Genomic DNA, 23066 nt, shown 5'->3' with positions numbered 1-23066 from the left:
GAAATGAAGAACGAAGCACAAACGATTTTCAAGATGATCTGGATTTTTGGCTTGTTTGCATTGCCTGTAGCCGCCCAAAGTACGCCCAGTGATCATGATGTGCTCGCGGCTCAAGAGCGGGTCCAGATCTCTGGAACCTTGATTGCGGGGGCATGGGTGCCGCGCTTAGGCGGCAACGCTTCTCTCGAAACCAGTGGTGGGGGTAGTGGCACAGAAATCGACTTCATTACACAATTGAATTATCGAGATCTTGAGCCAACGTTCCAAGGGATCTTTCATTTGCACGTCAATGATTGGACGTTTGGTATCGAAGGGTTTCGTTTTTCGACTTCTGGATCAGGTACCGCCGGCCGAACATTCAAATATGGTGATGTCAAACTTAAGAGCGGCGACAAGTTCTCTTCATCGCTGCGATGGTCTTCTGTTGCTGTCGATGTGGCTTATAAGCTCTGGCATCCCATTCAATATTCAAAAGAGCCCAATCACCCCCTTGGATCAGAAAACGTTGACTTCACGATCAGCCCGCTCATAGGCGTGCGCTGGATTGACGTGGAGCAGAATCTATCCAGAAATGGTGGCAAGAGCGACACTGGCTATGGCCAATGGGCCGCGGCCTACATCGGTCTGCGCGGCAAACTGTCGATCGAACTTCCAGAGAACACGCCTTTCCTGAAGATGATTGAGCTGACTGCTGAATGTGGTGCTGGAGCCACCTTCGGCTCGGAGCTTGGTGCCGTCGCACAGGTGCGGGCGAATCTCAACCTTTATCTCACAGAACAAGTGGCCGTGTCCCTTGGTTACCGCTATTTCGCGGAAGATTCCTATCAAGAAGATTTTCAGTTCAAAGGCCATTTGGCAGGCCTCTTCCTTGGTATCAAGGTTGACTTTTAGGAACAGCAACGCGTTTTCATAAAGAAGTCCTTCGCTACGCTGCGAGGTATGATCGAGCCTTGAGATTTCTAATTATGTCGGAATCAAAAAAAGAACGTCAACGAAAGGGGAAGTACCGGAGAGCTAAAATCCGGCATTTACTCTTTACCATTGGTCCAAATCGGCTCAGCGGCGGCCGAATGATCCGGCGTCATCTAAGCCAAGACGTGACTGTAAGAGAAGTCGAAATTGCTTCGCCACTTTGGCCGGCAGCCTTCGATGGTCTTCGCATTGGCCATGTCACTGACTTTCATCTTGGTGATCTTTTGCCTGTTGAGCGAGCTATTGAAATTGTTGATCTGCTTAAGGCGCAGAGTCCAGATCTTATTGCTTGTACAGGAGATGTTGTAGATCTTCACAACGACATGGCCCCGCCTTTGCTTGAGGCTCTTGCGAATGCAAATGCACCAATGGGCGCCTATCTTGTACTCGGAAATCATGATGAATTACATGATGCTGATCGACTTGCTCAAATGGCGCGCGATGCTGGCATCGTTGTGTTACGCGATGAAGCCGTTGAGATTCACCGAGGCGACGGACGCTTAACGGTGGCAGGTGTCGACTGGGGGCGTACCGCCAAGATCTGTGCCCAAAAAGTTGAGATGACCTGTGGCCAATCGACTGATTTATTACTCTCTCACAATCCCAAAGGATTCAAACAGGCGGCAACGCTGGGTATTCCACTGACGTTATCTGGCCACACCCACGGCGGACAGGTCGCCTTGCGAGAAAAACCCAATACCAATCTTGCGCTGGGACATCGTCACTCTGCGGGTATTTTCGGGCATGGTCATAGTCATCTTTATGTCTCTGTAGGCGTCGGCGCTTGGTTTCCATTGCGCGTCAATTGCCCCGCTGAGATCGCCATGATCACCATGCGCAATGCCGTCGATCATCTCGATCCACACTACGGCGACAAAACGTAATAGATCAGTAAGACTGATCCGGGAATTAAGAAGCAAACCACCTCAATCACCAGCGCGACCACAGCAATTCTCGCCCAATGCCGATCGATATATCGCTGTCCGGGCATGACCTTGGGATATTGAGTAAAGAGCGCTCCACACTCGGGACATTGCTTGACCTCTGGCGACAAACCACTGAGCAGATGGCTACACGCTTGACACACAATGTGTTGATGGCTTCGGCGAAAGGCTCGCACCACCGCCACAGCGGTAAACAACCCCAACAAAACACCCCCGATCACCCAGATCATAAAAGGCAAAGGCATTCTTAATCCCTTAGCTACTGAGCAATTCTGATGCGATAAGAGAAGGCAACTGCTGGGCCAGAAGACGCAGCGCTTGACCACGGTGTGAACGATTGTTTTTTACTTCAGCCTCTAATTGGGCACTGGTGCAATCAACATCGGGTAAATAAAGCAGTGGATCGTAACCAAATCCGTTGTCGCCCTTCGGTGTTGTGGTGAGAACACCCTCAAAATGACCCCTTGTCTCAGCAATGACGCGACCATCTGGTTGTGCCAGGCAGAGACAACAAACAAACCGAGCTGATGGGCTTGGTTGCTGAAGTGCCACGATCTCTCCGATGAGTTTTTGATTATTCGCTTCATCACGCTCCTGGCGTGTCTCTCCAATGCCTGCATACCTTGCAGAGTAGACGCCTGGACGACCATTAAGCACATCAACTTCAAGGCCCGAGTCATCAGCGAGACAAGGGCGACCAGTTTGCTGTGCGTAATAAATTGCTTTGATTCTTGCATTGCCAGCAAATGTGTCTTGATCTTCAACTGGCTCAGGCAGCGCTGCATCAATACCACTAAGCTCGAGGATCTTAATTCCCAAGGGCTCAAGTATGGCAGTTGCTTCTTTAACCTTATGGGGATTCGAGGTTGCTAATAGCAATTCAACAACTGGACTAGTCACGCTGCCACGCCTCAGGCACATCACCAGTCGTTGCTGTGATGCAGGAACGAATACCACCGCGGCCCCGCCATTGCGTTATGAGCTGAAGCCATGTTGGATTCATTAACTTGGTCAGATCATCTCTGATCAAATTGGTCACCGCTTCGTAGTAGATACCCTCATTCCGGAAGGACTGGTAATAGAGTTTAAGACTCTTGAGTTCGACACAGGTCTTGCCTGGGCTGTAACGCAAGATGACTGATGCAAAGTCAGGATGGCCGGTCATAGGACAAACCGACGTGAACTCGTCGGAAACGTGCTCAATCACATAAGCCTGTTGCGCGGGATTCGAAAATGTCTCTAGAAGTGATGATTCCGGCATAGTTGACGCATCATACGATCGTGTCGCTGGGTCTGCTGAGAGACTAGAGACCGTACTTCATCATGAGCTGTACAACCTTCGGCTGATTCTTGTTGACCCGGAGTGACTTCCTGAAGGCCTCCTGGGCCTTGAGAAAGGCCTCATGACTGATGCGATCGGTGCGGAGCCAATGATTCAACGAATTCACACCAACGCCATTGAGCGCTTTGTAATTACTAGGATCTAGGGTGACTGCCTCTTGATAGGCCATCTCAGAATTCTGATATTCCCCAAGTCGGAAGTACGCCCATCCAAGTCGCTCATAGGTCACTGCAGTGGGATCAAGCCGCACCAGTGTTTGAGCTGCATTGACTGCTTCGCGATACCTTTTTTCTTCCGCGAGTAGGGTCACCAAATTCATCAATAACTCTGGACTCGGCTCCATCAATTCTGCCGCTGCTCGATACTGTTCGATCGCTCTCTCTGGTGAACCAAGCTCTTGTAGTGCTGCTGCATAATTGAGATGAGCAGGCCCTGAACTCGGATCCAATTCCACGGCTCGGGCGAGGAAGTTCAATGCACTTTTTGAATCGCGTTGTTGCAGATACACCGTGCCCAGTTGGAGATTGGCCTCTGGTGATGAAGGATTAATGGTCAACGCTCTATGAAATGCGCGGACAGCATCAACAAGTCGATCAAGCATCTGCAGTGCAACGCCGTGTCCATATTGCGCTGAAAAATTATCTGGTTCGAGGCGAGCTGCCCTTGCAAAAACCGGCTCGGCCTTTACATAGTCCTGTTGATCGAGGTAGACATCGCCAATCCCAATATAAGCCTCAGTTGCACTCGGATTCTGTTGCAACACTTGATGGAAAAGCTGAAGTGCCTCGTTGTAATTTCCGGTGGCTGATGCCTCGTCGGCCTGATCAAGTAAAGCAAGTTGCTCTTCACTCGATGGCGTTGTTTGGACCAATGAAGTATTGGTCAAGGGTTTCAGGAGATCGCAAGAACAAAGCAATAGAGCCATGGAAGCAATCAAAAGTAGACTTAGAGTCTGTTTCATAGTTACTCAATGCTCAGTCGTCATTTGATGCCAGAGCGAATGGAAGAAGGTAAGAACGGGGCCTCTTGATGGGTCTTATCGGCTTTTAGGGGTGCTTGCCGACAGTCGTCTTAGTCGACGAATGTTGATCGTATCCCATGCAGTGCCCTTCGGTGTGTCACCTTTTGGTGTTTCGAGGATCATCGGGCGGGCCTTGAGGTGAGGATGCTGCAAAATGACCCGAAAAGCTGATTCACCACATGTACCGTCGCCAATATGAGCGTGGCGGTCTTTACGTGACCCAATGGATCCAATCGAGTCATTGAGATGCGCGACCAAAAGATGATCTAATCCTGGGCCAGCATCAAACTCTTGAAGCACCGCCTTGGCTTTGGAATCAGTACTCATGTCATAGCCGGCTGCCGTAACGTGGCAGGTATCGAAACAAAAACCCAAACGATCAGGTTCTTTCACCTCACTGCGAATCCAAGCCAAATGCCCAAAATCGTAACCCAAATTTGTGCCAGATCCAACGGTGGTTTCAAGGCACGTTCGTACCTGATAACCAGGGAGCTCTTTGTGTAATTGGTCGAGTGCGCGGACGATTCGCTTGAGTCCAGCTTGCTCGTCTTTGTTTGGTTTTCTACCAAGTTGATGTGGTTTTCCAGGCGCCAAACTCTCGCCCAGATGCGCGCCTGGATGAGCCACAAGAAAAGGAATCAAGAGTGATTCACACCGTTCCATTTCGACACGCTGTAAGGCAACCGCACGACGCCAGTTTGTTGGATCAGGGGAGGCAAGGTTTATTAAGTAACTGTTGTGGCTGACAACCCGCGTACAACCGCCAGAGCTAAGCCATTTCATTTGCTTAAGTTGATTCTTCCACTGATTAACAGCTGTGTCTTCGAGTGGCTTAACGCGCCACTGCCTTTGATTCTTTGTAAAGACCTGAAGGCACTCGAGCTTTAGTCCGACGGCGGCCTCGAGCGCTAGGTGCATACCACCAGCAATAGAGAGATGAGATCCAAGCATGGGGCCGGGATTGTAGCCCACCACCAACAGAACAGCACACCCGAACGCGACGACTGTGCGAAGTCCAACTTATTGAGCAGGCCAAGGCCTATGTGCCTATGATAAAAGTGTCATTGAAAGGAACACCAATGCCCTCGAAGACACTGGTCGGCACGCTTAATAAACAAATTCAAATGGAATTCATGGCGTTCTATAAATACCTTGGCATGGCTGCCTGGTGTGAACGACAAGATCTGCCTGGCATCTCATCATGGCTTGAAATGCAAGCTGAAGAAGAGCATGTTCATGGAATGAAGATCTACCACTGGATGAACGACTGGGATCTTGATGTGCAATTTGAGCCATTGTCCGCGCCCAGTATTGAATTTAGCAACCTGATTGACGTCTTTGAAAATGCTCTTAAGAGCGAGCAGGGCGTCTCTGCGCATATTCATAAGGTCTGCAAGATGGCAGAAGATGAACAGTCAATGGCCATTCGGACAGCCTTTGACTGGTTTATTCAGGAGCAGGTACTTGAAGAAAAGTCTGCTCGAGAGAACCTTGCGTTTGCAAAGCGTATCGCTTCCGATCCGGCAGGCCTGTTTCACCTAGACCAACAAATGGGCCGTCGATCTGGTGGCGATGGTGGTCCTGAAGAAGCCGCCGGCTGAGTCTCTTCTATGAGGCAACAACCCCGAGCATGCTTGCCGCCGACTGAGCAATCTGTACTGCATCAAGACCACAAAGCCCAAGAATAGAGTCCTCGCTACGTGCTGACTTCGGAATACGCTTCACATACATCTGCTGAATCGTGAAGGCATCACCGCTTTCAGTGCAAGCATCAGCAATAGCTGATCCCATGCTAGCACCAAAGTTGTCCTCCACCGTGATGACCATACCGCCGTTGTCGTTTGCTAAATCAAGTAGCGATTCTTCATCAAAGGGAAGCGAATACATATCAACAAGCGTGGCATCAATGCCAAGTTTATCGAGTCTATCAATGGCTTTATTGCATTCATGGACCATGTATCCAGCTGAAGCAATCAACAGATCACGGCCGTGCGTAAGAACTTCGAAGCCTCCAAGATCAAACTTCGTATTCTCATCATAGATGAACTCAACGTCGGGCCGATGAGTCCGCATGTAACACAAACCGTCGTAATCAGCCATTTCCATAGTGAGCGCATAAGCTGCATATGCATCAGCTGGCTGAAGGACATAGCAGCCGGGATTCCCTTGATGATTCTTGGCGCGGGATAGGCTTCGGAACCAAGCAATGTCTGGCAGTGACATCTGGCTTGGACCATCAGCGGCGAGAGAGATGCCTGCATGACTTCCGACGATCTTGAGCTGCGCTCCAGAGTAGAGGCCCATTTCAATCTGGTCATATGCACGAGTTAGAAACTTTGCAAAGGTCGAACAGAATGGAATCTTGCCCGCGGCCGACAAACCAGCGCCAACAGAGATCATGTTCTGCTCTGCAATTTTGCATTCAACAAAACGGCTTGACAACGCTTCGTCATCTGCAAATCCATTGGCAAACGTTGAGTTAGAAACATCTGCATCGAGTGCAAACACATTTGGGTTGACCTGGCCCAGGCAACGCAGCGCCAGTCCATAAGCCTTTCGCGTGGCCAAACGACCACCACGTTTGATTTTTTGCATATCAAAGGCTGCGAATGCCTGGTCAAGGGTCATCGCTTTCTTTTCTGGGGTGGCCGACTCTGACCATTCTGTTGGTGGGTAAATCCTGAGCTCATCCATCGCATCTGAGGTCGCGAGTTCTTGAGCCGTGGCATTCAACTCTTGATGGGCCTGAGCCAATGCTTCGCCAGAAGCTGGTTTGCCATGCCAACCTTGCCCCTGGATAGATGGAATGCCCCAGCCCTTGATCGTTTGTGCCACCACTGCAACCGGGGCAGCATCTGCATTTTGATCACGGAATTTTTCGATCGCATCACGAATCTGATCGGCATCATGTCCATCAAGGATGATTGCATCCCAACCAAAAGCCTCGAGCTTCTTCTGCATCGTCTCGGCAGATTGCTGATCACTGACTGCATCTGCTTGGCCGTAACCATTGCAATTAAAGATTGGTAGTACATTTGTCAGGTTGTGGTCAATAATAAAATCGAGTGCTTCCCAAATCTGACCTTCCCGTGACTCGCCATCGCCAATCAAGCAATAGATTTTCTTGTCTAAGTCATCACCTGCTGCAGCCAGGCCAAGACCAGCTGCAACCGAAAGGCCTTGCCCCAAAGATCCGGTCGCCGCATCAAAGAAGGGGAACCCTTCCATTGGATTGGGGTGTCCATCAAGTAGCGAGCTGGCTTCTCTTAATGTTGAAAGATCATTGGTGTTGAGGTTCTTATGCTCACCCTCACGACCAACAACGCCCTCGAGATCCGCATAGGCGGCATACACAATGGGCACTGCATGCCCTTCTGAAAGTACCAACCGATCTGACGTTGGGTAACGTGGATGGTCTGGCAGCCATCGCATTGAGTGATAGAGCAGTGTGGTCACAATGTGGCCCAAGCTAAGCGCTGATGTGGGATGACCACTTCCCGCTTCACTGCACATGTCCAGAACAAGGTGATTGAGCTCAATGGCTTTGGAATCAACAGCGGTTTTAAAGGACATAGCAACCTCTCAATAGCAACGCGGGCCTACATGCAGGTGGATTCAATCCGAAGCCTGAAGTATCCCAGGAACCCCCAGCCCCTGCAATGGCCTAGAACGCCCCTGCATCCCAGGAACCTCGGAAAAAGTGTTCACAATCTAGATCTTCATGAGCACCCGACTGCCATCCTGGCTCCGCTTTAGAGGCTGGGCGTGGTAGACTCTGACATTATTGAGAAGACTTAGAATATGAGGACGAATCCAAAATGAAGGTCATCTGTGATCGCACTGCTCTGGAAGATGCTGTGGCCCTGGTTGGCAGCGTTGTGGCCACTCGAACGCCACAGCCAGTTCTACATTGCATGAAACTTGCCGCAGCCGATGGCCGCCTTTGCTTGGCTGCCACAGATCTGGAAGTTGGACTACGGCTGAGCCTGGATGACGTACAAATCGATGAGCCTGGAGAAGCGCTCGTACCCGCTGACAAACTGGCTCAGATTGTCCGGGCCAGTGAAGATCCCACAATTACGATTGAGACCGATGGCAACACCATGCATATCCGTGGCAGCGATTCGCATTTTAAGGTGTTTGGCTTAGACCCCAAAGAGGCGCCTGAGGTCCGTAACTTCGATGCTGAAAAAGTCGACTGTCAGATTGATGGGGCGTCACTGCGGACACTGATTACACGCACAATCTTTGCGGCTGCAAATGAACATAGTCGTTACGCCATCAACGGCGTACTCTTTGACCGCGAAGGTGGAAAACTTAAACTTGTGGCTACAGATGGCCGCCGCTTAGCTATTGCTCGCGGTCAATGTGATGGAGACAGTGGTCAACAACAGTGCATTGTACCGAGCAAGGCCCTAACCTTACTGAATAAGCTAGTCGGCTCCGAAAAGGGCACCATTATTCGAATTTCACTTGAAGAGAGTCAGGTGATCTTTGGCATTGGTGCCGAAGAATCATTTGCAACGCTCACGAGTAACCTCGTGGAAGGCTCATTCCCACCATACGAAGATGTCATTCCGAAAGAGCAAGATAAGCGGGTCACGTTTGATAAATCATTGTTATTCAGCGCGATTAAACGTGCGGCACTTCTCACTAACGAAGAATCTCGTGGCGTGCGATTGCATTTCGAAGGCGACACACTCACTCTTCGTAGCCGTGCACCAGAAATGGGTGAGGCGGAGGTCCAGCTAAACACCATCGCTTACGAAGGCGATCCAGTTGAAATTGGGTTTAACCCGAGCTTCATCACTGATGCACTACGTGTTGTGGACACCGATCAGGTCATAGTTGAGCTCAAAGCACCCAACAAGCCTGGCGTACTTCGCACTGGCAATGAATTCACCTATGTCATCATGCCTGTGAATCTTTGATCACACTGAGCGATCGCTCTCTGGACGCTAGTCTAAAGCTGCCATCATGCAACACATGTCGACACATCGAGTGGCATAACCAACCTCGTTGTCGTACCAACTAAGAATCTTAAAGAAGCGATCATTGAGTTCAATGCCAGCGGTTGCGTCAAAGATGCTACTTCTTGTATCACCCACAAAGTCGCTGGACGCAACTGGTTCTTCGGTATAACCAAGCACGCCTTCCATCGCTCCCAGAGATGCGGCCTTCATAGCGGCATTAATGTCTGCCAGACTTGTGGCCTGTTCTGTCTTAAAGGTCAGGTCAACCACTGATACATCTGCTGTTGGCACACGCAATGACATTCCTGTTAAACGGCCCTGTAGTTCTGGCAAGCAGATCGCCACGGCCTTGGCAGCGCCAGTCGAGGCTGGAATGATATTCATGTAACCATTGCGACCCCCGCGAAGATCTTTATGAGAGGGGCCATCTTGCGTCGGTTGGGTTGCGGTAACTGAATGGCAGGTTGTCATGAGCCCTTCTGCCAGTCCAAATGTCTCATGAATAACCTTCGCTACTGGCGCCAAGCAATTGGTTGTGCAGGACGCATTCGAAATAACCGTGTCCTTGCGAGGGTTGTACGCCTCGTGGTTCACTTTATAAACAAAGGTCGGCACAATATCAGGCGTTTTTGTTGGTGCTGAAAGCAACACACGGCGAGCACCGGCCTCGATATGTAGTTGTGCCATTTCACCACGAGTGAATAGCCCTGTAGATTCTAAAACATAGTCAACCTCAAGTTCCTTCCATGGAAGCTTATTGGGCTCTCGCTCGCTTAAACAAAGTGTCTCTTGGCCATTGCAAGAGAAGCCTTTGCTCGTCATATCAACTGGCAACTCGAATCGGCCATGCATGGTGTCGTGGACAAGCATGTATTGAAGACTCTCAGGTGGTACGAGATCGTTTACCGCTACAACATGAATTCCACCATGTCGCATTGCACTACGATAAAAGAGACGTCCAATGCGACCAAATCCGTTAATGGCAACTCGAATAGCCATGTCATTCTCCTAAGACAATTTGTGGGAATACAAGTGATACCTGATTCCCAATCTGATAAATCCGACTTGACTCAAATGCCCTTCAAAATCCAGTTTAGCTACCACCTGGTAGCCAGGGCACATCGGGAACACACTGCAGCCGATTCGCAGCCCGAGCCATTGCAAAAAGCAAGTCACTGGCACGGTTCAGATAAATAAGTGTAAGTGGATTAATGGAATCCTGCCGTTGAAGTGCCACAACCAGACGCTCCGCGCGCCGAGCAATTGTGCGGGAGAGATGGAGAGAGGCTGCCAACTTCGTACCCCCGGGCATCACAAAATTCTGCATGGGTTCGTTGTCACTATCGATGCCATCAATCTGGCTCTCTAGCCATTGAATATGTGCTTCATTGATACGAGCAACTTTATCTTCATGCGCCGAGTTCAGCGGCGTTGCAAGATCAGCACCAAGATCAAATAGTCGACTTTGGATGGCCACAAGAGTTGGTCGCAAGCTAGCTGCAGGGTCGGTGTCGCTCACCAGCGTGAGTGCCACACCCAAAGAGGCATTAAGCTCATCGACTGTACCGTAAGCACTGACACGAAGATCATCTTTTCCGACGCGACCAGCGCCGAAAAGGCCGGTTGAACCATCATCACCCGTCTTGGTATAGAGCTTCATTACGCAATCCTTTTTTGGATGAATAAAAGGATCACACCAGTTCCGGGAACGCTTCTGTGACGGTCGAGACAAGGTCTTTAACATGTGATACTGAATCGTCCATCAATGCACGCTCAGAAGCATCCATGTCAATCTCAATAATTTGCTCGACACCATGTTTACCCAGCACTGCAGGTACACCGACAAAGTAACCGCCGACACCGTACTGATGATCACAGAAGGCCGCGCACGGCAGAATGCGTCGCTTATCCTTAATAATGGCTTCAGCCATCTGTACTGAGCCACTAGCTGGAGCGTAGTAGGCACTGGTGCCCATCAACTTGACGATCTCGCCACCGCCAACCTTTGCTCTTTCAACACAGGCGTTGATCCGATCTTCGGGCAATAACTGTGTAATAGGAATGCCGTGAACGGAAGTAAAGCGTGGCAGGGGCACCATGTCATCGCCGTGCCCACCAAGCAAGAGTGCTTGAATGTCTTCAACTGATATATCCAGTTCCATTGCCAAGAAGGCTCGGAAGCGAGCAACATCTAAACAACCTGCCTGGCCCATGATCTTACTTGTTGGGAAACCAGTCGCTTTCCACGCCGTGTAAACCATGGCATCGAGTGGGTTGGAGACCACGATTAATGCTGCGTTAGGCGAGAACTCAGCAACCTTCTCAGAAACTTCAGACACAATTTTTACATTGGTTGCAATGAGATCATCGCGACTCATGCCCGGCTTGCGTGGTAATCCGGCCGTGATAATGACCACATCCGAATCAGCGGTCTCGGAATAGTCTGAGGTGCCAGTCATCTGACAGTCGAAACCCTCAATGGGGCTCGCACAAAAGAGATCTAAGCACTTGGCTTTGGCCACACCTTCCTTGTCGGGAATATCCACGAGGACAATATCACCGAGTTCTTTAACTGCTGCCCAATGGGCACATGATGCACCAACATTTCCTGCGCCAATAATGCTGAGTTTCGGCCGAGCCATACTAAGGGTTCTCCTGTTTAGTAAGAGTCAATGCAGATACCGCCGTTCGCAACACGCAGCACCAGATAAAGAAGACAGTGCCCCACAAAAAGGTGGCGGCGTGACCAGGGCATGCCTGCGCCTCGCCAGGAGCCTGATCAATTCCACAAAAATGGGCCAGAATGGACTCGAACCATCGACCTCACCCTTATCAGGGGTGCGCTCTAGCCAGCTGAGCTACTAGCCCGCATTCCCGGCAAGCAATCACTTGACGGGGGATCGGGGAGTATAGCAAGCCCAGGGCCTCCTTGAGTGCTCAGGTTATCGCGTGTCCCATATGGCAATTGAGCAATTATGTGAGGTCACCGGGTTGGTCCAGCATGCTATTTGGGTACTGCTGTCTCATGACCAATCTACTATGACGAGCAAAGAATCTGATCCGATCAATGGGCATCCCCGGCCCAAGTTCGTGGGGCCGTGCATCCAAAGAACACCAGAGCATGGCAGATCCAGAAAACCTCCTGAGAAGCCAAAAACCCCATTTTAGTGCGGCAACCAAGAAAATTTCGACAAGTCAGTGGTGAGATTAAGAAATGCCGCCCGATAGCCCTTGGAATCCATTTGTAACTACATTTACCCCAGGAGAACTTATTTATGGATCCTCTTTCCAACCAGGATGGCGAAAGCCCTGGTTCAATGAATGCTACGACCATGGAGTCGGAACCTAGCTACCAACTGATGCAGGATAACGCGGAAGCCGGGGAGATTACTGACGGCGGTATCCTGGTTTTTGTCATCATCTTTGTGACCGTCTTTGTGGTCGTTAGCCTCGGACTCTGGAAGGTGTTCAGCAAAGCGAACATCCCTGGAATCCTGTCGATCATCCCAATCGTCAACCTGTTCTTTATACCGAAGGTCGGTGGCAAGCCCGGCTGGTGGGGACTGCTCTTTTTCATCCCATTGATCGGTTTCATCATGTGGATCCTGATCTGTATCGGCATCTCTGAGCGTTTCAACCGCGGTGTTGGCACGGTGCTTGGCCTGGTAGTTCTGCCAGTGATCTTCTACTGGATACTCGGCTTTGGCTCGGCCAAGTGGACACCACCACCGGCTGAAGGCTAACCGAACAACCGTTCTGTAATACCCAATACACGCGCGGGGAAGCTCAGCTTCCCCGTGTTTTTTTAACAAGCCCAGGACCTACGGGTGTGCTTAGGTTATCGCGTGTCCCATCTGGAAATCAGGCTGGTGAGCTTATATACAAGATCGCCAAGATCTTGAAAAACCTTAATGTATTGCTCTGTTGCGACATCAAGCGCTTCTTGATCACCCAATGTGACTGCTCGCTGCAGCGCGGGTAATGCCCATGCGCCATAGCCTGTGAGGGGATTGGGCGAGACTTGTAGGTTTTTATACCAATCTCGCTCGGGCAACCCATCCTCAGTCATCCATGTGCGATCCATTTCAAGAAGGACCGTATTGATTCGATCAGAGAGCCCACCTCTTTTGATACGGCCGGTTTCGATCGCCACCGTCATTTTGCTCTGGGCTGCTGCAGCACTCTTTGAAAACACGTTGATCCGTTGTTTCAAAGATCTAAAGTCTGTAGTCAATCCCTTTCGTTGGGCCTCTGCCTCAATCGAATTGATCGCTGCAAGCGTATATTTCACATGGGCTTCTGGATTGAATGGCAGGAGATCAGCATTTGATAGCCGTGCAGCGAGCACATTCACTATGCGACTGAGCATGATTGCTGGCTGATAGTCAGCACCAACGACTTTCCGATACCAAGTCAACGTGTCATATGCAGAGTGATATGAACTGCCATCAGAACCGCCGGCAGCAATGCTGATGACTGGAACACACAATCGACCGACGAATGGAACGTGGTCAGATCCACCGCCAAGATCTCCAAACGGCTCTTTGGTTCCATGTTGGCTCCAAAGATCGTAGGCTGTTTGATCAGCTTCACCACCAGCTTGTGGTACCGATTGTGCAGCGCCTGCTGCAATTGATCTGAGCGTTGGCGAAACGCTCATTCTTAAATTCGGGCCCATCGCCGCCATATCAAGATTAATGTAGGCGACAGTACTCGCACCAAGCATCGCTTCATTGGCCTCGACATATTCGGTAGAGCCAACAATGCCAAACTCTTCTGCCGCCCAATTCGCGAAGACAATAGTGCGGTCTGGTTGCTTGCCTGACTTTGCTGCATCAGCAAATGCCCGGGCCACTTCATATAAAACGATCGTTCCCGCATGAGGATCACCAGCCCCAAATGTCCATGCGTCGTAGTGACATCCAATGACGATCCTCTGGTCCGGGTAAAGAGCGCCAGGAATGATTCCCAAGACATTCGTGACCATCGTCGAAGCTCTCTTTTGCTCGACCTTGACCCGCACTTTTAAGTCAGCACCACCACTCATACGGTAAATGAACGGTAGTTGCCCCTGCCAGGACTCGGGCGCATTAGCGCCATTCATGCGTGACAGAATCTCAGAGGCTTGGTCCCATCCCATTGGCTGCACAAGGATTTTTGGCAAATCAATTTCACTTAGATTCGTGCGCCGTGTCCATTGGCGAGCTTCACGGCCTGGCGTACGTGGATCACCTGGCTGGTCGATCCACAAAACGGTGCCCCGCTCAATGCTATTGCCATTGGCCCAGCCACCATCTGGATAGGGACTACCCTTCCCATATCCAACGTCAGCAGGATCGGGGTACATCAACATCGCAGCCGCACCCGCATGCTGCGCATTCTTTGCTTTTATGCCCCGAAAGATACCGCCGGTGCGAACCAGAACGATCTTGCCTTCTACCTCAACACCCATTTCCTTGAGCAACGCAAAATCTTCAGTCGTACCTCGGTTCGCATAGACAACCTGCCCAGTGACATCGCCGCTACCACTATAAGCCGACCATCCAATAGGGAGTTCTGGATGACTGGTTGCTGGATCCGCCCCGAGTGCCGCTTCTTTCAGCGACAGTGACAGTGGATAGCTACTGTCAGGCTTCATTCCCGAAACAGAAATAATTTCAACAGCAGCATCAACGGGTTCTGATAAGTATGGCCAAATACTCTGCTTCTCAACCATGATGCCCAGATTTTCAAATGCAGCAGTAAGAATTATTACCATTGCCTGATCACCTTGGCTACCCGCATGGTGCGGCATGGTTGTAAACAATTCGTGAAATGCGGCGATGCTACGAGCTGTTACAGATGCGTTGAGTTTGTCTTCATAACGCAGCTGCTCACCACGCCGCGATGGAATCCATCCAAGAAGGTGGCTTTGCTTTGTCAGTCCATCGGGGCCAGCGGGCCGCCCGAACATTGCTGCAAGAATGCACAGATAAATTAAGTTCAATGCGCCTACCTATCTTCCTCTAAGAGCTTCGTCTCTCAATGCTGTTTTGCTCGTTCTTGTTTCTTATCAAGATAGCGCATGATGCCAACCACATTCATCCGAATCAGATAGGTATGCACGTTCGCATCATAGGTCTGACTTTCAACACCAGCTTCATTCGCAATTGACTGAAACCAAGGTTGATAAGCCTGCATGATTTCATCAAGGCTCATTTGTTGTTGAACGCGCTCTGCAATGAATGAACAATGTGCCGAAAGGGCCTCTCTGACCCACTGAAAGTGGGACTTTGGATTTTCAATTTTTCCAAAGTGGGTCAAAAAGTAGGCCTCCGCTTGAACACGCTCCAGTAAGTCTAGGCTCGCTAGCCATGCTTGAAGATCAAATTCTGGTGGCGGCGTTGGCAGGAGTATAAATCGCTCATACGCTGGAATCAGCATGGCTGCTGCATCCCCCGTAAAACAGCTTCGCTGGTGACCGTCATCAAGAAGTAGTGCGTGGTGGTGCCGAGCATGCCCAGGTGTTTCATATGCTTTCAATGATGCGTTTCCAAGATCAAACACATCACCATCACGCATGGGACAAATGAGCGCCTCCGGAACAGGCTTCACCTCGCCCCAGAGTACATCTGTCTGTTTGCCATAAATGCGACGCACGCTTTCCATGAGCCGGGTTGGGTCAGAGAGGTGCTGAGCCCCGAACTCATGAACGTGAATTCGGCATCCTTGTTCTGCCAACCATCCGCAACTTCCTGCATGATCCAAGTGGATATGAGTGACAAACACATCTGATATATCGCTGAGTTGATAGCCCCTGGAAGCTAAGCCCGCTTCAAGTGCATCGAGTGTGCTAGCAGGGCCTGCTTCTATTAATACCAGTCCAATTTCTGTTTCAAGTAGATAGGCACCGATACGACCATGAACGCCGCCAAACTCGAGGTCGATGATGTTGACTTCAACAGGCAACTGCCACTCAGCCGTCACTCATGGAATCTGCATTTGGTGGCATTGGTTTTTTGCCACTGACCACTGGCTTACCTGCAGTCTCCCAAGCTGTAATGCCGCCATCAAGCGTCCGGACATCTGCCGCGCCCAATTCAATCAGTCGCTTACTCATGGCTTTGGCCAGCGGGTCCTCATATCGCTCGCTATAGACAATCAGAATGCCACCGCCTTCAACTTCGCGAAAGCGTGACTTCACTTTGCTAAATGGAAGGTGAATGGCACCTGGAATATGCCCCTTGATGTAGTCACTCTCACTCCGCGGATCAACAAAAGTAATCACACTCTGACCTTGTAAGCCAAACCAAGTACCACCATCGGCGTTTAGTAAATCTTCAGTCTGTAGCACCGTGATTGGCTCGAGGCTGTAATCAGAGGTTTTCTTTGAGTGGCAAGCCGTGAACGAAAAAATAACAAGGCCGGCCAATAGTGAGGGCATTCTCTGCCACGAGGCTTTGAAGAGCGTTGGTTTCATATTTGTAGTGTACGGATTTGTCCTTGATGCGCGGCAATCACTGCTAGAGAGCAGATACTTGTACTGCAAAGGCAACACACGGCATGGGTTTGGCCTACTATGGGAATTCGGTCCGCTGGGAGACCGAAAGCACCGTGCCCTGGCGTTTTACAGGGAATGAGACCACCAACAATGAAGCGAATGTCCTTGCTACTCTCATTAAGCGTACTTCTCTGCTCAAGATCCGTTGTCAATGGCGATCCGCAGACACAAGACCAAACGCCCGCCACACCAACATTTGGACAACCAAATTCGCAACCAGAAGATTCAACGCCTGCCACCGCCAAAATATGGGCTTCACCACAAACTGTCGTCGCTGGAGAAACGACCTATGTCGTGATTGAGATTTCCATTGATGAGCACTGGCATATTTACTGGTCGTACCCTGGTGCAAATGGCGCCCCAACAGAACTCCACGTGACAGCGCCCGAAAATATTGAGGTAGGTCCCATTGTTTTTCCAAGACCAAAGAGATTTGTAGAACCAGAGGGTGATGTTTACGGCTACGAACAGAAAGCTGTGTTCTTGGTGCCACTGACCATCAATAAAGATCACCACGCAAGAAAAATCTCAATAGCAATCGATGCCTATTGGTTGGTTTGCCGAAAAATTTGTTTGCTGGGCGATGCAAGCCAAAAAGTCGCCATCGAAGTACTGGCCGCTGGCGCTACGCCTACGCCACCCGATCAGCAGGTGGAGTCCGCCAAAGCAGCTCAACCAGTTGATTCAAAAACCGTGAAAGGCGTCGATATTTCCTTTAGTGATGGCGTTCTCAAAATCAGTGGTCCACTACAAGGATTAGAGAAGGCCGACTTTTTTCCAAACCCGATGGCTGGCATTGAGTACGGCACGCCAACAATAAAGACCAGTAAGAATCTTTTTAAAATTGATGTCCCTGTTGAAATAGAACTGCGCAATGCACTTGGCGAGGACCTCAAACTTCGTGGGCTCATCCTCCTGGGCGACAAGCCAACAGATCCTTCATATTCGTTCTCTATCCCGGCCAAACCAACCGCTAAGCCAGATCCCCATAGTTCGTCTTAATGAGCCTCTCTACAGGAGGCCCTCATCTGTATTTACCCCATCTTTCGATAGGAGTCATTTATGTTGAATCGAACCGTCAAAACTTTATTCTCAGCCGCTGTGGTCCTGGGCGCAGTCAGCCTTACAGCTGCCATGCAAGACTCGACGACAACTGCACCAGCAACACCCGATAAGCCAGCGGCGCCCGAGAAGGCGACTGTTGATGCTCTAGCGCCTAATTTCACTTTGAAAGATAGCAATGGAGCAACTCACTCCTTGTCTGACTTCAAAGGCAAGATCGTGGTCCTTGAATGGTTTAGCTCAGCTTGTCCTTACTCAGGCAAAGAGTCTGGCGCCAGCGTTCACTCCAGTGGACGTGTTGCTGATGCACAAAAACAAATGAAAGAAATCGATGAAAATGTTGTCTACCTTCTGATTGACTCAACCGCCAATCAGCCTGCTGACAAAGTTAAAGAAGCATCTGTTGCTGCACTTAAGAAGTATGGCAATGAAGCACCTTTGCTCATGGATTACAGTGGCCAGGTTGGCCACATGTACGGCGCCCGCACGACGCCACATGTTTACGTGATCGATGAAGAAGGCATCCTGCGATACTCCGGCGCCTTTGACGATAACAGCAGGGGCAAAAACCCTGAGTCAACCAACTATGCCGTCAACACCGTCAAGCAGATCAAAGCTGGCGAAACCGTAAACCCCTCAGAAACCCGTCCCTGGGGATGTGGTGTGAAGTACAACCGAAATCCTTCCAAGGGCTGATCGCGAACAAGATATTTTTTTAGAACGCAATAGAAAAGGGGCCCCGAGTTTTCTCGGAGCCCCTTTTTTTATTCTTATTACGCTCACCTACTCGAGTGCCGCAGCACCTGAAATGATCTCGGTTAATTCAGTTGTGATCTGACTCTGGCGAGCTCGGTTGAACTGTCTGCCAAGGTTTCGGCCGAGGTCATTGGCGTTCTCTGTAGCAGCCTTCATGGCGACCATACGCATGATGTGTTCACTCACAACAGCATCGTTGAATGCTTGGTAGAGATTTGTTTTGACTGCCAGTGGCAGTAAGTCTGCCAAGAGAGCCTCGCTAGAAGGGGAGAAATCATAGAGTGCTGTCGTACCCTTGTTCTCTGATTCGGTCTCTTTTTGCTCAGGCTTACTCAATGGAAGCAATTGCATAATTTGCGGCACTTGGCGTGTATTGGTCTCAAACCGCATGTACGCAATATCAATCGATGCATACTTGCCCTTCTCATAAAGGTCAATATAACGCGATGCAAGACGTGCAATCACTTCATAGCTTGGCTTGTCGCCAAAGGCATGCTTGCGTGTGATGTTGATCTTCTGAAAGCCAAAGAAAGCAACTGCCTTCTTGCCCGCTGTTTCAACGTCGACCTTTGAATTGATGCCTCGTTGACTGCGAACGCGCTGGATACCTGTGCGAAGAATGTGCGAGTTATAAGCGCCGCACATACCACGGTCTGATGTGATGACAAGTAAAAGCGAACGATGGGGGTCTTCGGCTGGTGGCTCAAGTAGCGGGTTGCTGATATCGATTGCAGCCTCAGATACCTCTTCCACGAGCTGGCGAACCTTATCGGCGTACGGACGGGTTGCATTGGCCCGCTGTACGGCGGCCGTAAATTTGGCTGTGGCAATCATCTGCATCGTCTTGGTAATACGAGCAATAGTCTTGACAGCGCCGCGACGTTTTTTGATCTCTCTGATCTGTGCCATAGGTCGAGCAGTGTAGCGATCTAAAGGTCAGTTTGGGAACTCACAGGGCCTACTTTGGGCAAACGAAGGCCATCGTAGGCCAATGCCTGCCCTTCGGGGAGCTCCTGGTCGACCGCTGCATGGGCAATCTCATGGCCCATATGGACAAACCAAGTCGCTGAAGCCCCTATTTGATCTGCGATCACCGTTGCCTGGTCCAGGTTCAGATGGGTGGGGTGGTGCCGATGCCGCAACATGTCCAGTATCAGGGTTTCCAAGCCCGTCAAAAGGGGCCAGGTCTCTGGCGGAATTGCGGAGACATCTGTGCAGTAAGCCAGTGGCAGTGGCCCCGGCTGCTCGGCCGCAACCTGTCCATCTGCTGTGAGTGCTTCAATACGAAAACCCAGAATTGGTAGTCGCCCATGCATCAGCCTGATTGGTGTAAACCCAAGACCGAATCGGTCGACTCTTTGGCCAACTTCAAGTTCATTGGCGATCAAGTTGGCGACAAATGAGGGATTCGTATTTGAAGCACTCTCGAAAATATGTTTGAAGACGCGCCCCAGACCTTTCAGAGTCGATGCCTCTGCATAGATATCAATTGGAGATTGCATCACAACATTAAAGCGCCGCACCTCATCAAGCCCAAAGATGTGATCCACATGCCCATGCGTGTAGAAAATTCCATCACAGCGATCGAGTTTATGCGTCAGCGCCTGCTGCCTTAGATCCGGAGAAGTATCTAAAAGGATGATGCGAGCTTGACCTGAGCTATCGCGAAATCTCAAACAACTCGCTGTTCGAAGTCGGCGATCTCGCGTATCTTTTGAATGGCACACTTCACAATCACATCCGATAGATGGAACACCCGCTGAAGTGCCCGAGCCAAGTACAAGAAACTCCAGTTCGGTGATCATCGCTGTCAAGAGATAGCGCCCGCGGTTGGTTGATCTGCTTCTTCTAGTGGAACAATTCTAAGCAACACTGGAATTGTCAAACCCTGCAATAACAAGCTAATGAGTACCACACCAAAGGCAACTGGCAGCAGAAGGTCACGCAAGTCGCCCGCTGGGACAGCCAGGACCAATGCCAATGGGATGGCCCCACGGATTCCTGACCAAAAGACAACGTGCTTCCAACCGCGAGGCCAGTTGCGGCCAAAGAGAATCGCGATGCAATAAACCATGCATGCTCTTGATCCCATCAGCGCCACATAACTAATGACGATCCACAACAGTGTTTCGGGCCTGACCAGTACTTCAATGCCGCCGATGAACTGCAGTTCGAAACCGATCAGTAGGAAGACCAGTGAATTGATGATGAAATCTACTGATTCCCAGAAGGAATTAATGGTGTCGCGGGTCCTTTTGCTCATCGCCAAACGTTTTCCATAGTTGCCCAAGATCAAACCCGCCACAACGACGGCGATCACACCTGAAGCTCCAGATTGTTCAGCAACTAAGAACGTCGACCACACGAGCACAACCGTAATGGCATTCTCAAGCACTGCATCATCAAGCACTTTCAAAAGCCAGAAAGCCGCCAGTCCAAATCCGAGGCCAAAGATAACACCCAGGCCAACAAGTTTGATGAACTCGATAACTGCATTTGCCACTGAAAGATCCGTTGCTTGGCCGGACTGTAAAGGCGCCTCTGTATCCACCTCACCTGCATGACCAGCTGCTTCATAGGCAACCATTGTGATCTGAGACCCTCCTGCATAGGCATCGGGCGGGGGCGGTCCGTCCCGCAGCACTGGAAAAAGCGCCCACAGAAAAATCAAAAACACGACCACTCCAGTGCCATCATTAAAGAGACTCTCGCCTTCAACGAGCGTCTTAAGATCCATTGGCACACCACTGGTCTTGAATGCAGCTAAAACACTGATCGGATCTGTTGGAGCAAGCATTGAACCGAGCAGTAAAACTGGCAACCAGATGCCGTGTGACTGCGCAACAGCGTCAGGAACAAGTGCGACCAATGCACAGGCGATCGCAAATGTGGTCAGAAGTACGCCAGGAATAGCCATCACTGCGACTGTACGCCCGCGCCGTGTGAGTGATCCCAGATCAAGATGTAATCCTGCTTGGAACAACAGCGGCGGCAAGAAGAGAGCAAAGACCAACTCTTGTGTAATAACGGCGCCCTCTGGAGCTGCGCCAAGAATTGCAACCAGGAGGCCCGCTAAGACCAACGCGATTGTGTAGGGAATGCGTACAAACTTGGTGAGCACTGCAATGACAACGGCGAGCCCCAGTAGTACAGAAAAGACTGTGAGCGTATTAGAGATGATGCCATGCTGGCCTGTCGAAGCGAGAAGGTGGTGCCACATAAGCCACAGAATAACTCAGAGTGCCATGCGATGATCCAGGCGAACAGGCGTGGGGTCTTAACTATTATGTTTTGCCAAAGTCCGAGGCAGCCTTTGATACAAATTGCGCCCATCGAAGGCGGTGTCTTTGGGGTCAAAAACAGATGTATTGGCCTTTCTCGGCCTCGATGTGACTCAGCTGGAAGCAATCTCCGGCACTGCAAGAGCGCTTACAAAGCGAGCGACCACTGCTGTTGGATCTGCTGCTTGGCAAATAGCTGAACTCACCGCTACCCCACGACAACCACAATCCGTAAGTCGCGCTACATTGTCTGGCGTGATGCCCCCAATCGCGAGGTAGGGCGTCTTTGGATGAGCCTCCAAGAAAGTCGCGAGATAGGCAACGCCACTTGGTTGAATATGCGGTTTAAGTTGACTGGAAAACATGGCTCCAAGACCTACATAGTCAGCACCCTGACGCACCGCTGTTTCGGCCTCTACAAGATTGTGCGTACTGACACCAACAAGTAGTGAGCGACCTGCGATGGCTCGAACTGTTTCTATAGATAAGTCGTTTTGACCAACATGAACACCATCAGTACCTCCAGCAAGCGCTAAATCAACGCGATCATTAACGATCACGCTGACCCCCGCTGGTCGGCACCGTTCAACCGTGTGTTGAATCATGCCAAGAAGTTCTCGATCACCGATATCACGCTCTCTTATCTGAATAGCGTGGGCACCCCCATCAATCACGCCCTGAATGACATCTTCCCAAGGGCAGCGGCAGAGCGACTTGGTAACCAAGACACATAAATTCCACTGTTTGGCTCGGCCTGTTCCCATTGCTGCAATCACATCGGCACTAAAGGTGTAGCCTTGATACCGCAGGTCTTTCAGCGCTCTAGACAGATCAATATCAATGGTCTTTGAGACTTCCTCAAGCACCCTTAGCGCTTCACCGAGGCGGCTGGCAGCTGCTTCACAACAAGCCGCAAATGAGCTGCGCCTGACCTCACTGGGACTCTCAAGTTTGGTGCCAACATCTTGTGCAACAGCGCGATTCGACACCAGCCAACCCGGAGGCAGCACTTCTAGATGCGCCGTAAGGGCGCTACGGAGAAGTTTGCCTCGGCCTGCGAGCTCCGCATCACCGAGAACCAATCTTGCTGCATCTTCTAACACACGAACAGCTTCACGGGCTCGATTAGCATTGGCATCAATGATGCGAGGGTCGAATGCCAAAGGTGCCTCCAA

23 protein-coding genes and 1 tRNA gene are annotated in these 23066 nt (G+C 50.6%); 7 read left to right on the top strand and 17 right to left on the bottom strand.

The features are described from left to right. Window positions 1–3: 3 nt before the first annotated feature. Together P8J86_05505 and P8J86_05500 are read left to right on the top strand one after the other, a co-directional pair. Window positions 4–891 carry a hypothetical protein gene (locus P8J86_05505; GenBank protein MDG2054146.1) on the top strand — a complete coding sequence of 296 codons (888 nt, stop codon included), beginning with the start codon at window positions 4–6 and terminating at the stop codon, window positions 889–891. A gap of 74 nt (window positions 892–965) precedes the next feature. Next, complete coding sequence (locus P8J86_05500) at window positions 966–1856, top strand: metallophosphoesterase (GenBank protein ID MDG2054145.1); 891 nt, start codon at window positions 966–968, stop codon at window positions 1854–1856. On the opposite strand, the gene P8J86_05495 is transcribed toward P8J86_05500, so the two are convergent. The 5 genes from P8J86_05495 to P8J86_05475 form a co-directional block, all read right to left on the bottom strand. Next, a complete protein-coding gene (locus P8J86_05495) occupies window positions 1838–2161 on the bottom strand; it encodes a hypothetical protein (GenBank protein MDG2054144.1) in 324 nt (107 codons plus the stop codon). The genes P8J86_05500 and P8J86_05495 overlap by 19 nt on opposite strands. 10 nt (window positions 2162–2171) lie before the next feature. Beyond that, window positions 2172–2816: an RdgB/HAM1 family non-canonical purine NTP pyrophosphatase gene (rdgB, locus tag P8J86_05490; protein ID MDG2054143.1), complete on the bottom strand. Its 645-nt coding sequence runs from the start codon at window positions 2814–2816 to the stop codon at window positions 2172–2174. Continuing rightward, window positions 2809–3177, bottom strand: coding sequence for a preQ(1) synthase (gene queF, locus P8J86_05485; protein MDG2054142.1), 369 nt, complete (start codon window positions 3175–3177; stop codon window positions 2809–2811). The genes rdgB and queF overlap by 8 nt, the downstream gene beginning before the upstream one ends. A 43-nt stretch (window positions 3178–3220) precedes the next feature. Further along, entirely contained in the window at window positions 3221–4219 is a 999-nt protein-coding gene (locus tag P8J86_05480; protein MDG2054141.1) for a tetratricopeptide repeat protein, read from the bottom strand. A 75-nt stretch (window positions 4220–4294) separates the two neighbouring features. Beyond that, the gene (locus P8J86_05475) at window positions 4295–5230 is read right to left on the bottom strand and encodes a deoxyribonuclease IV (protein ID MDG2054140.1); all 936 of its coding nucleotides are present in this window, start codon (window positions 5228–5230) and stop codon (window positions 4295–4297) included. 128 nt (window positions 5231–5358) lie between these two features. Here P8J86_05475 and P8J86_05470 point away from each other — a divergent pair, with 128 nt between their 5' ends. Continuing rightward, on the top strand, window positions 5359–5880 hold the full coding sequence (locus tag P8J86_05470) for a ferritin (GenBank protein ID MDG2054139.1): 522 nt from the start codon (window positions 5359–5361) through the stop codon (window positions 5878–5880). Window positions 5881–5887: 7 nt separating this feature from the next. Here the strand turns inward: P8J86_05470 and P8J86_05465 are convergent, their stop codons facing one another. Further along, window positions 5888–7852, bottom strand: coding sequence for a transketolase (locus P8J86_05465; GenBank protein MDG2054138.1), 1965 nt, complete (start codon window positions 7850–7852; stop codon window positions 5888–5890). A 245-nt stretch (window positions 7853–8097) separates the two neighbouring features. Between P8J86_05465 and dnaN the strand changes: the two genes are divergently transcribed. After that, entirely contained in the window at window positions 8098–9210 is a 1113-nt protein-coding gene (gene dnaN / locus P8J86_05460) for a DNA polymerase III subunit beta (protein MDG2054137.1), read from the top strand. Window positions 9211–9237: 27 nt separating this feature from the next. Here dnaN and gap read toward each other — a convergent pair whose 3' ends face one another. The 4 genes from gap to P8J86_05440 all read right to left on the bottom strand — a co-directional run bounded on the left by gap (window position 9238) and on the right by P8J86_05440 (window position 12120). Continuing rightward, window positions 9238–10251 (bottom strand): type I glyceraldehyde-3-phosphate dehydrogenase, encoded by a 1014-nt coding sequence (gap, locus tag P8J86_05455; protein MDG2054136.1) that lies wholly within the window; start codon window positions 10249–10251, stop codon window positions 9238–9240. Between the two features lie 94 nt (window positions 10252–10345). After that, window positions 10346–10912 (bottom strand): cob(I)yrinic acid a,c-diamide adenosyltransferase, encoded by a 567-nt coding sequence (locus tag P8J86_05450; GenBank protein MDG2054135.1) that lies wholly within the window; start codon window positions 10910–10912, stop codon window positions 10346–10348. Window positions 10913–10943: 31 nt separating this feature from the next. Then, the gene (mdh, locus tag P8J86_05445; GenBank protein ID MDG2054134.1) at window positions 10944–11894 is read right to left on the bottom strand and encodes a malate dehydrogenase; all 951 of its coding nucleotides are present in this window, start codon (window positions 11892–11894) and stop codon (window positions 10944–10946) included. Window positions 11895–12046: 152 nt separating this feature from the next. After that, window positions 12047–12120, bottom strand: a tRNA-Ile gene (locus P8J86_05440). A gap of 407 nt (window positions 12121–12527) precedes the next feature. Between P8J86_05440 and P8J86_05435 the strand changes: the two genes are divergently transcribed. Next, entirely contained in the window at window positions 12528–12995 is a 468-nt protein-coding gene (locus P8J86_05435) for a DUF5684 domain-containing protein (protein MDG2054133.1), read from the top strand. 95 nt (window positions 12996–13090) lie between these two features. On the opposite strand, the gene P8J86_05430 is transcribed toward P8J86_05435, so the two are convergent. Genes P8J86_05430 through P8J86_05420 form a run of 3 tightly spaced genes read right to left on the bottom strand, consistent with a single transcriptional unit; the run spans window position 13091 to window position 16585 of the window. Beyond that, a complete protein-coding gene (locus P8J86_05430) occupies window positions 13091–15238 on the bottom strand; it encodes a M28 family peptidase (GenBank protein MDG2054132.1) in 2148 nt (715 codons plus the stop codon). Between the two features lie 35 nt (window positions 15239–15273). After that, window positions 15274–16218, bottom strand: a complete 945-nt coding sequence (locus tag P8J86_05425; protein MDG2054131.1) for an MBL fold metallo-hydrolase — start codon at window positions 16216–16218, stop codon at window positions 15274–15276. After that, the gene (locus P8J86_05420; protein ID MDG2054130.1) at window positions 16208–16585 is read right to left on the bottom strand and encodes a rhodanese-like domain-containing protein; all 378 of its coding nucleotides are present in this window, start codon (window positions 16583–16585) and stop codon (window positions 16208–16210) included. Before P8J86_05420 ends, P8J86_05425 begins: the two co-directional genes overlap by 11 nt. Before the next feature lie 297 nt (window positions 16586–16882). Between P8J86_05420 and P8J86_05415 the strand changes: the two genes are divergently transcribed. After that, entirely contained in the window at window positions 16883–17794 is a 912-nt protein-coding gene (locus P8J86_05415) for a protein-disulfide reductase DsbD family protein (GenBank protein ID MDG2054129.1), read from the top strand. Between the two features lie 60 nt (window positions 17795–17854). Next, entirely contained in the window at window positions 17855–18550 is a 696-nt protein-coding gene (locus P8J86_05410; GenBank protein MDG2054128.1) for a redoxin domain-containing protein, read from the top strand. An 87-nt stretch (window positions 18551–18637) separates the two neighbouring features. On the opposite strand, the gene atpG is transcribed toward P8J86_05410, so the two are convergent. The 4 genes from atpG to thiE form a co-directional block, all read right to left on the bottom strand. After that, window positions 18638–19519 (bottom strand): ATP synthase F1 subunit gamma, encoded by an 882-nt coding sequence (gene atpG / locus P8J86_05405; GenBank protein MDG2054127.1) that lies wholly within the window; start codon window positions 19517–19519, stop codon window positions 18638–18640. Between the two features lie 20 nt (window positions 19520–19539). Beyond that, window positions 19540–20415, bottom strand: a complete 876-nt coding sequence (locus P8J86_05400) for an MBL fold metallo-hydrolase (GenBank protein MDG2054126.1) — start codon at window positions 20413–20415, stop codon at window positions 19540–19542. Between the two features lie 5 nt (window positions 20416–20420). Further along, window positions 20421–21830, bottom strand: a complete 1410-nt coding sequence (locus P8J86_05395) for a sodium:proton antiporter (protein MDG2054125.1) — start codon at window positions 21828–21830, stop codon at window positions 20421–20423. 174 nt (window positions 21831–22004) lie between these two features. Continuing rightward, entirely contained in the window at window positions 22005–23054 is a 1050-nt protein-coding gene (gene thiE / locus P8J86_05390; protein ID MDG2054124.1) for a thiamine phosphate synthase, read from the bottom strand. Window positions 23055–23066 lie beyond the last annotated feature (12 nt).

The organism is Phycisphaerales bacterium, from assembly GCA_029268515.1.
Classification (GTDB): domain Bacteria; phylum Planctomycetota; class Phycisphaerae; order Phycisphaerales; family SM1A02; genus JAQWNP01.
The sequence above is the reverse complement of the archived record's forward strand: the minus strand, read 5'-3'. Positions and strand labels throughout refer to the sequence as shown.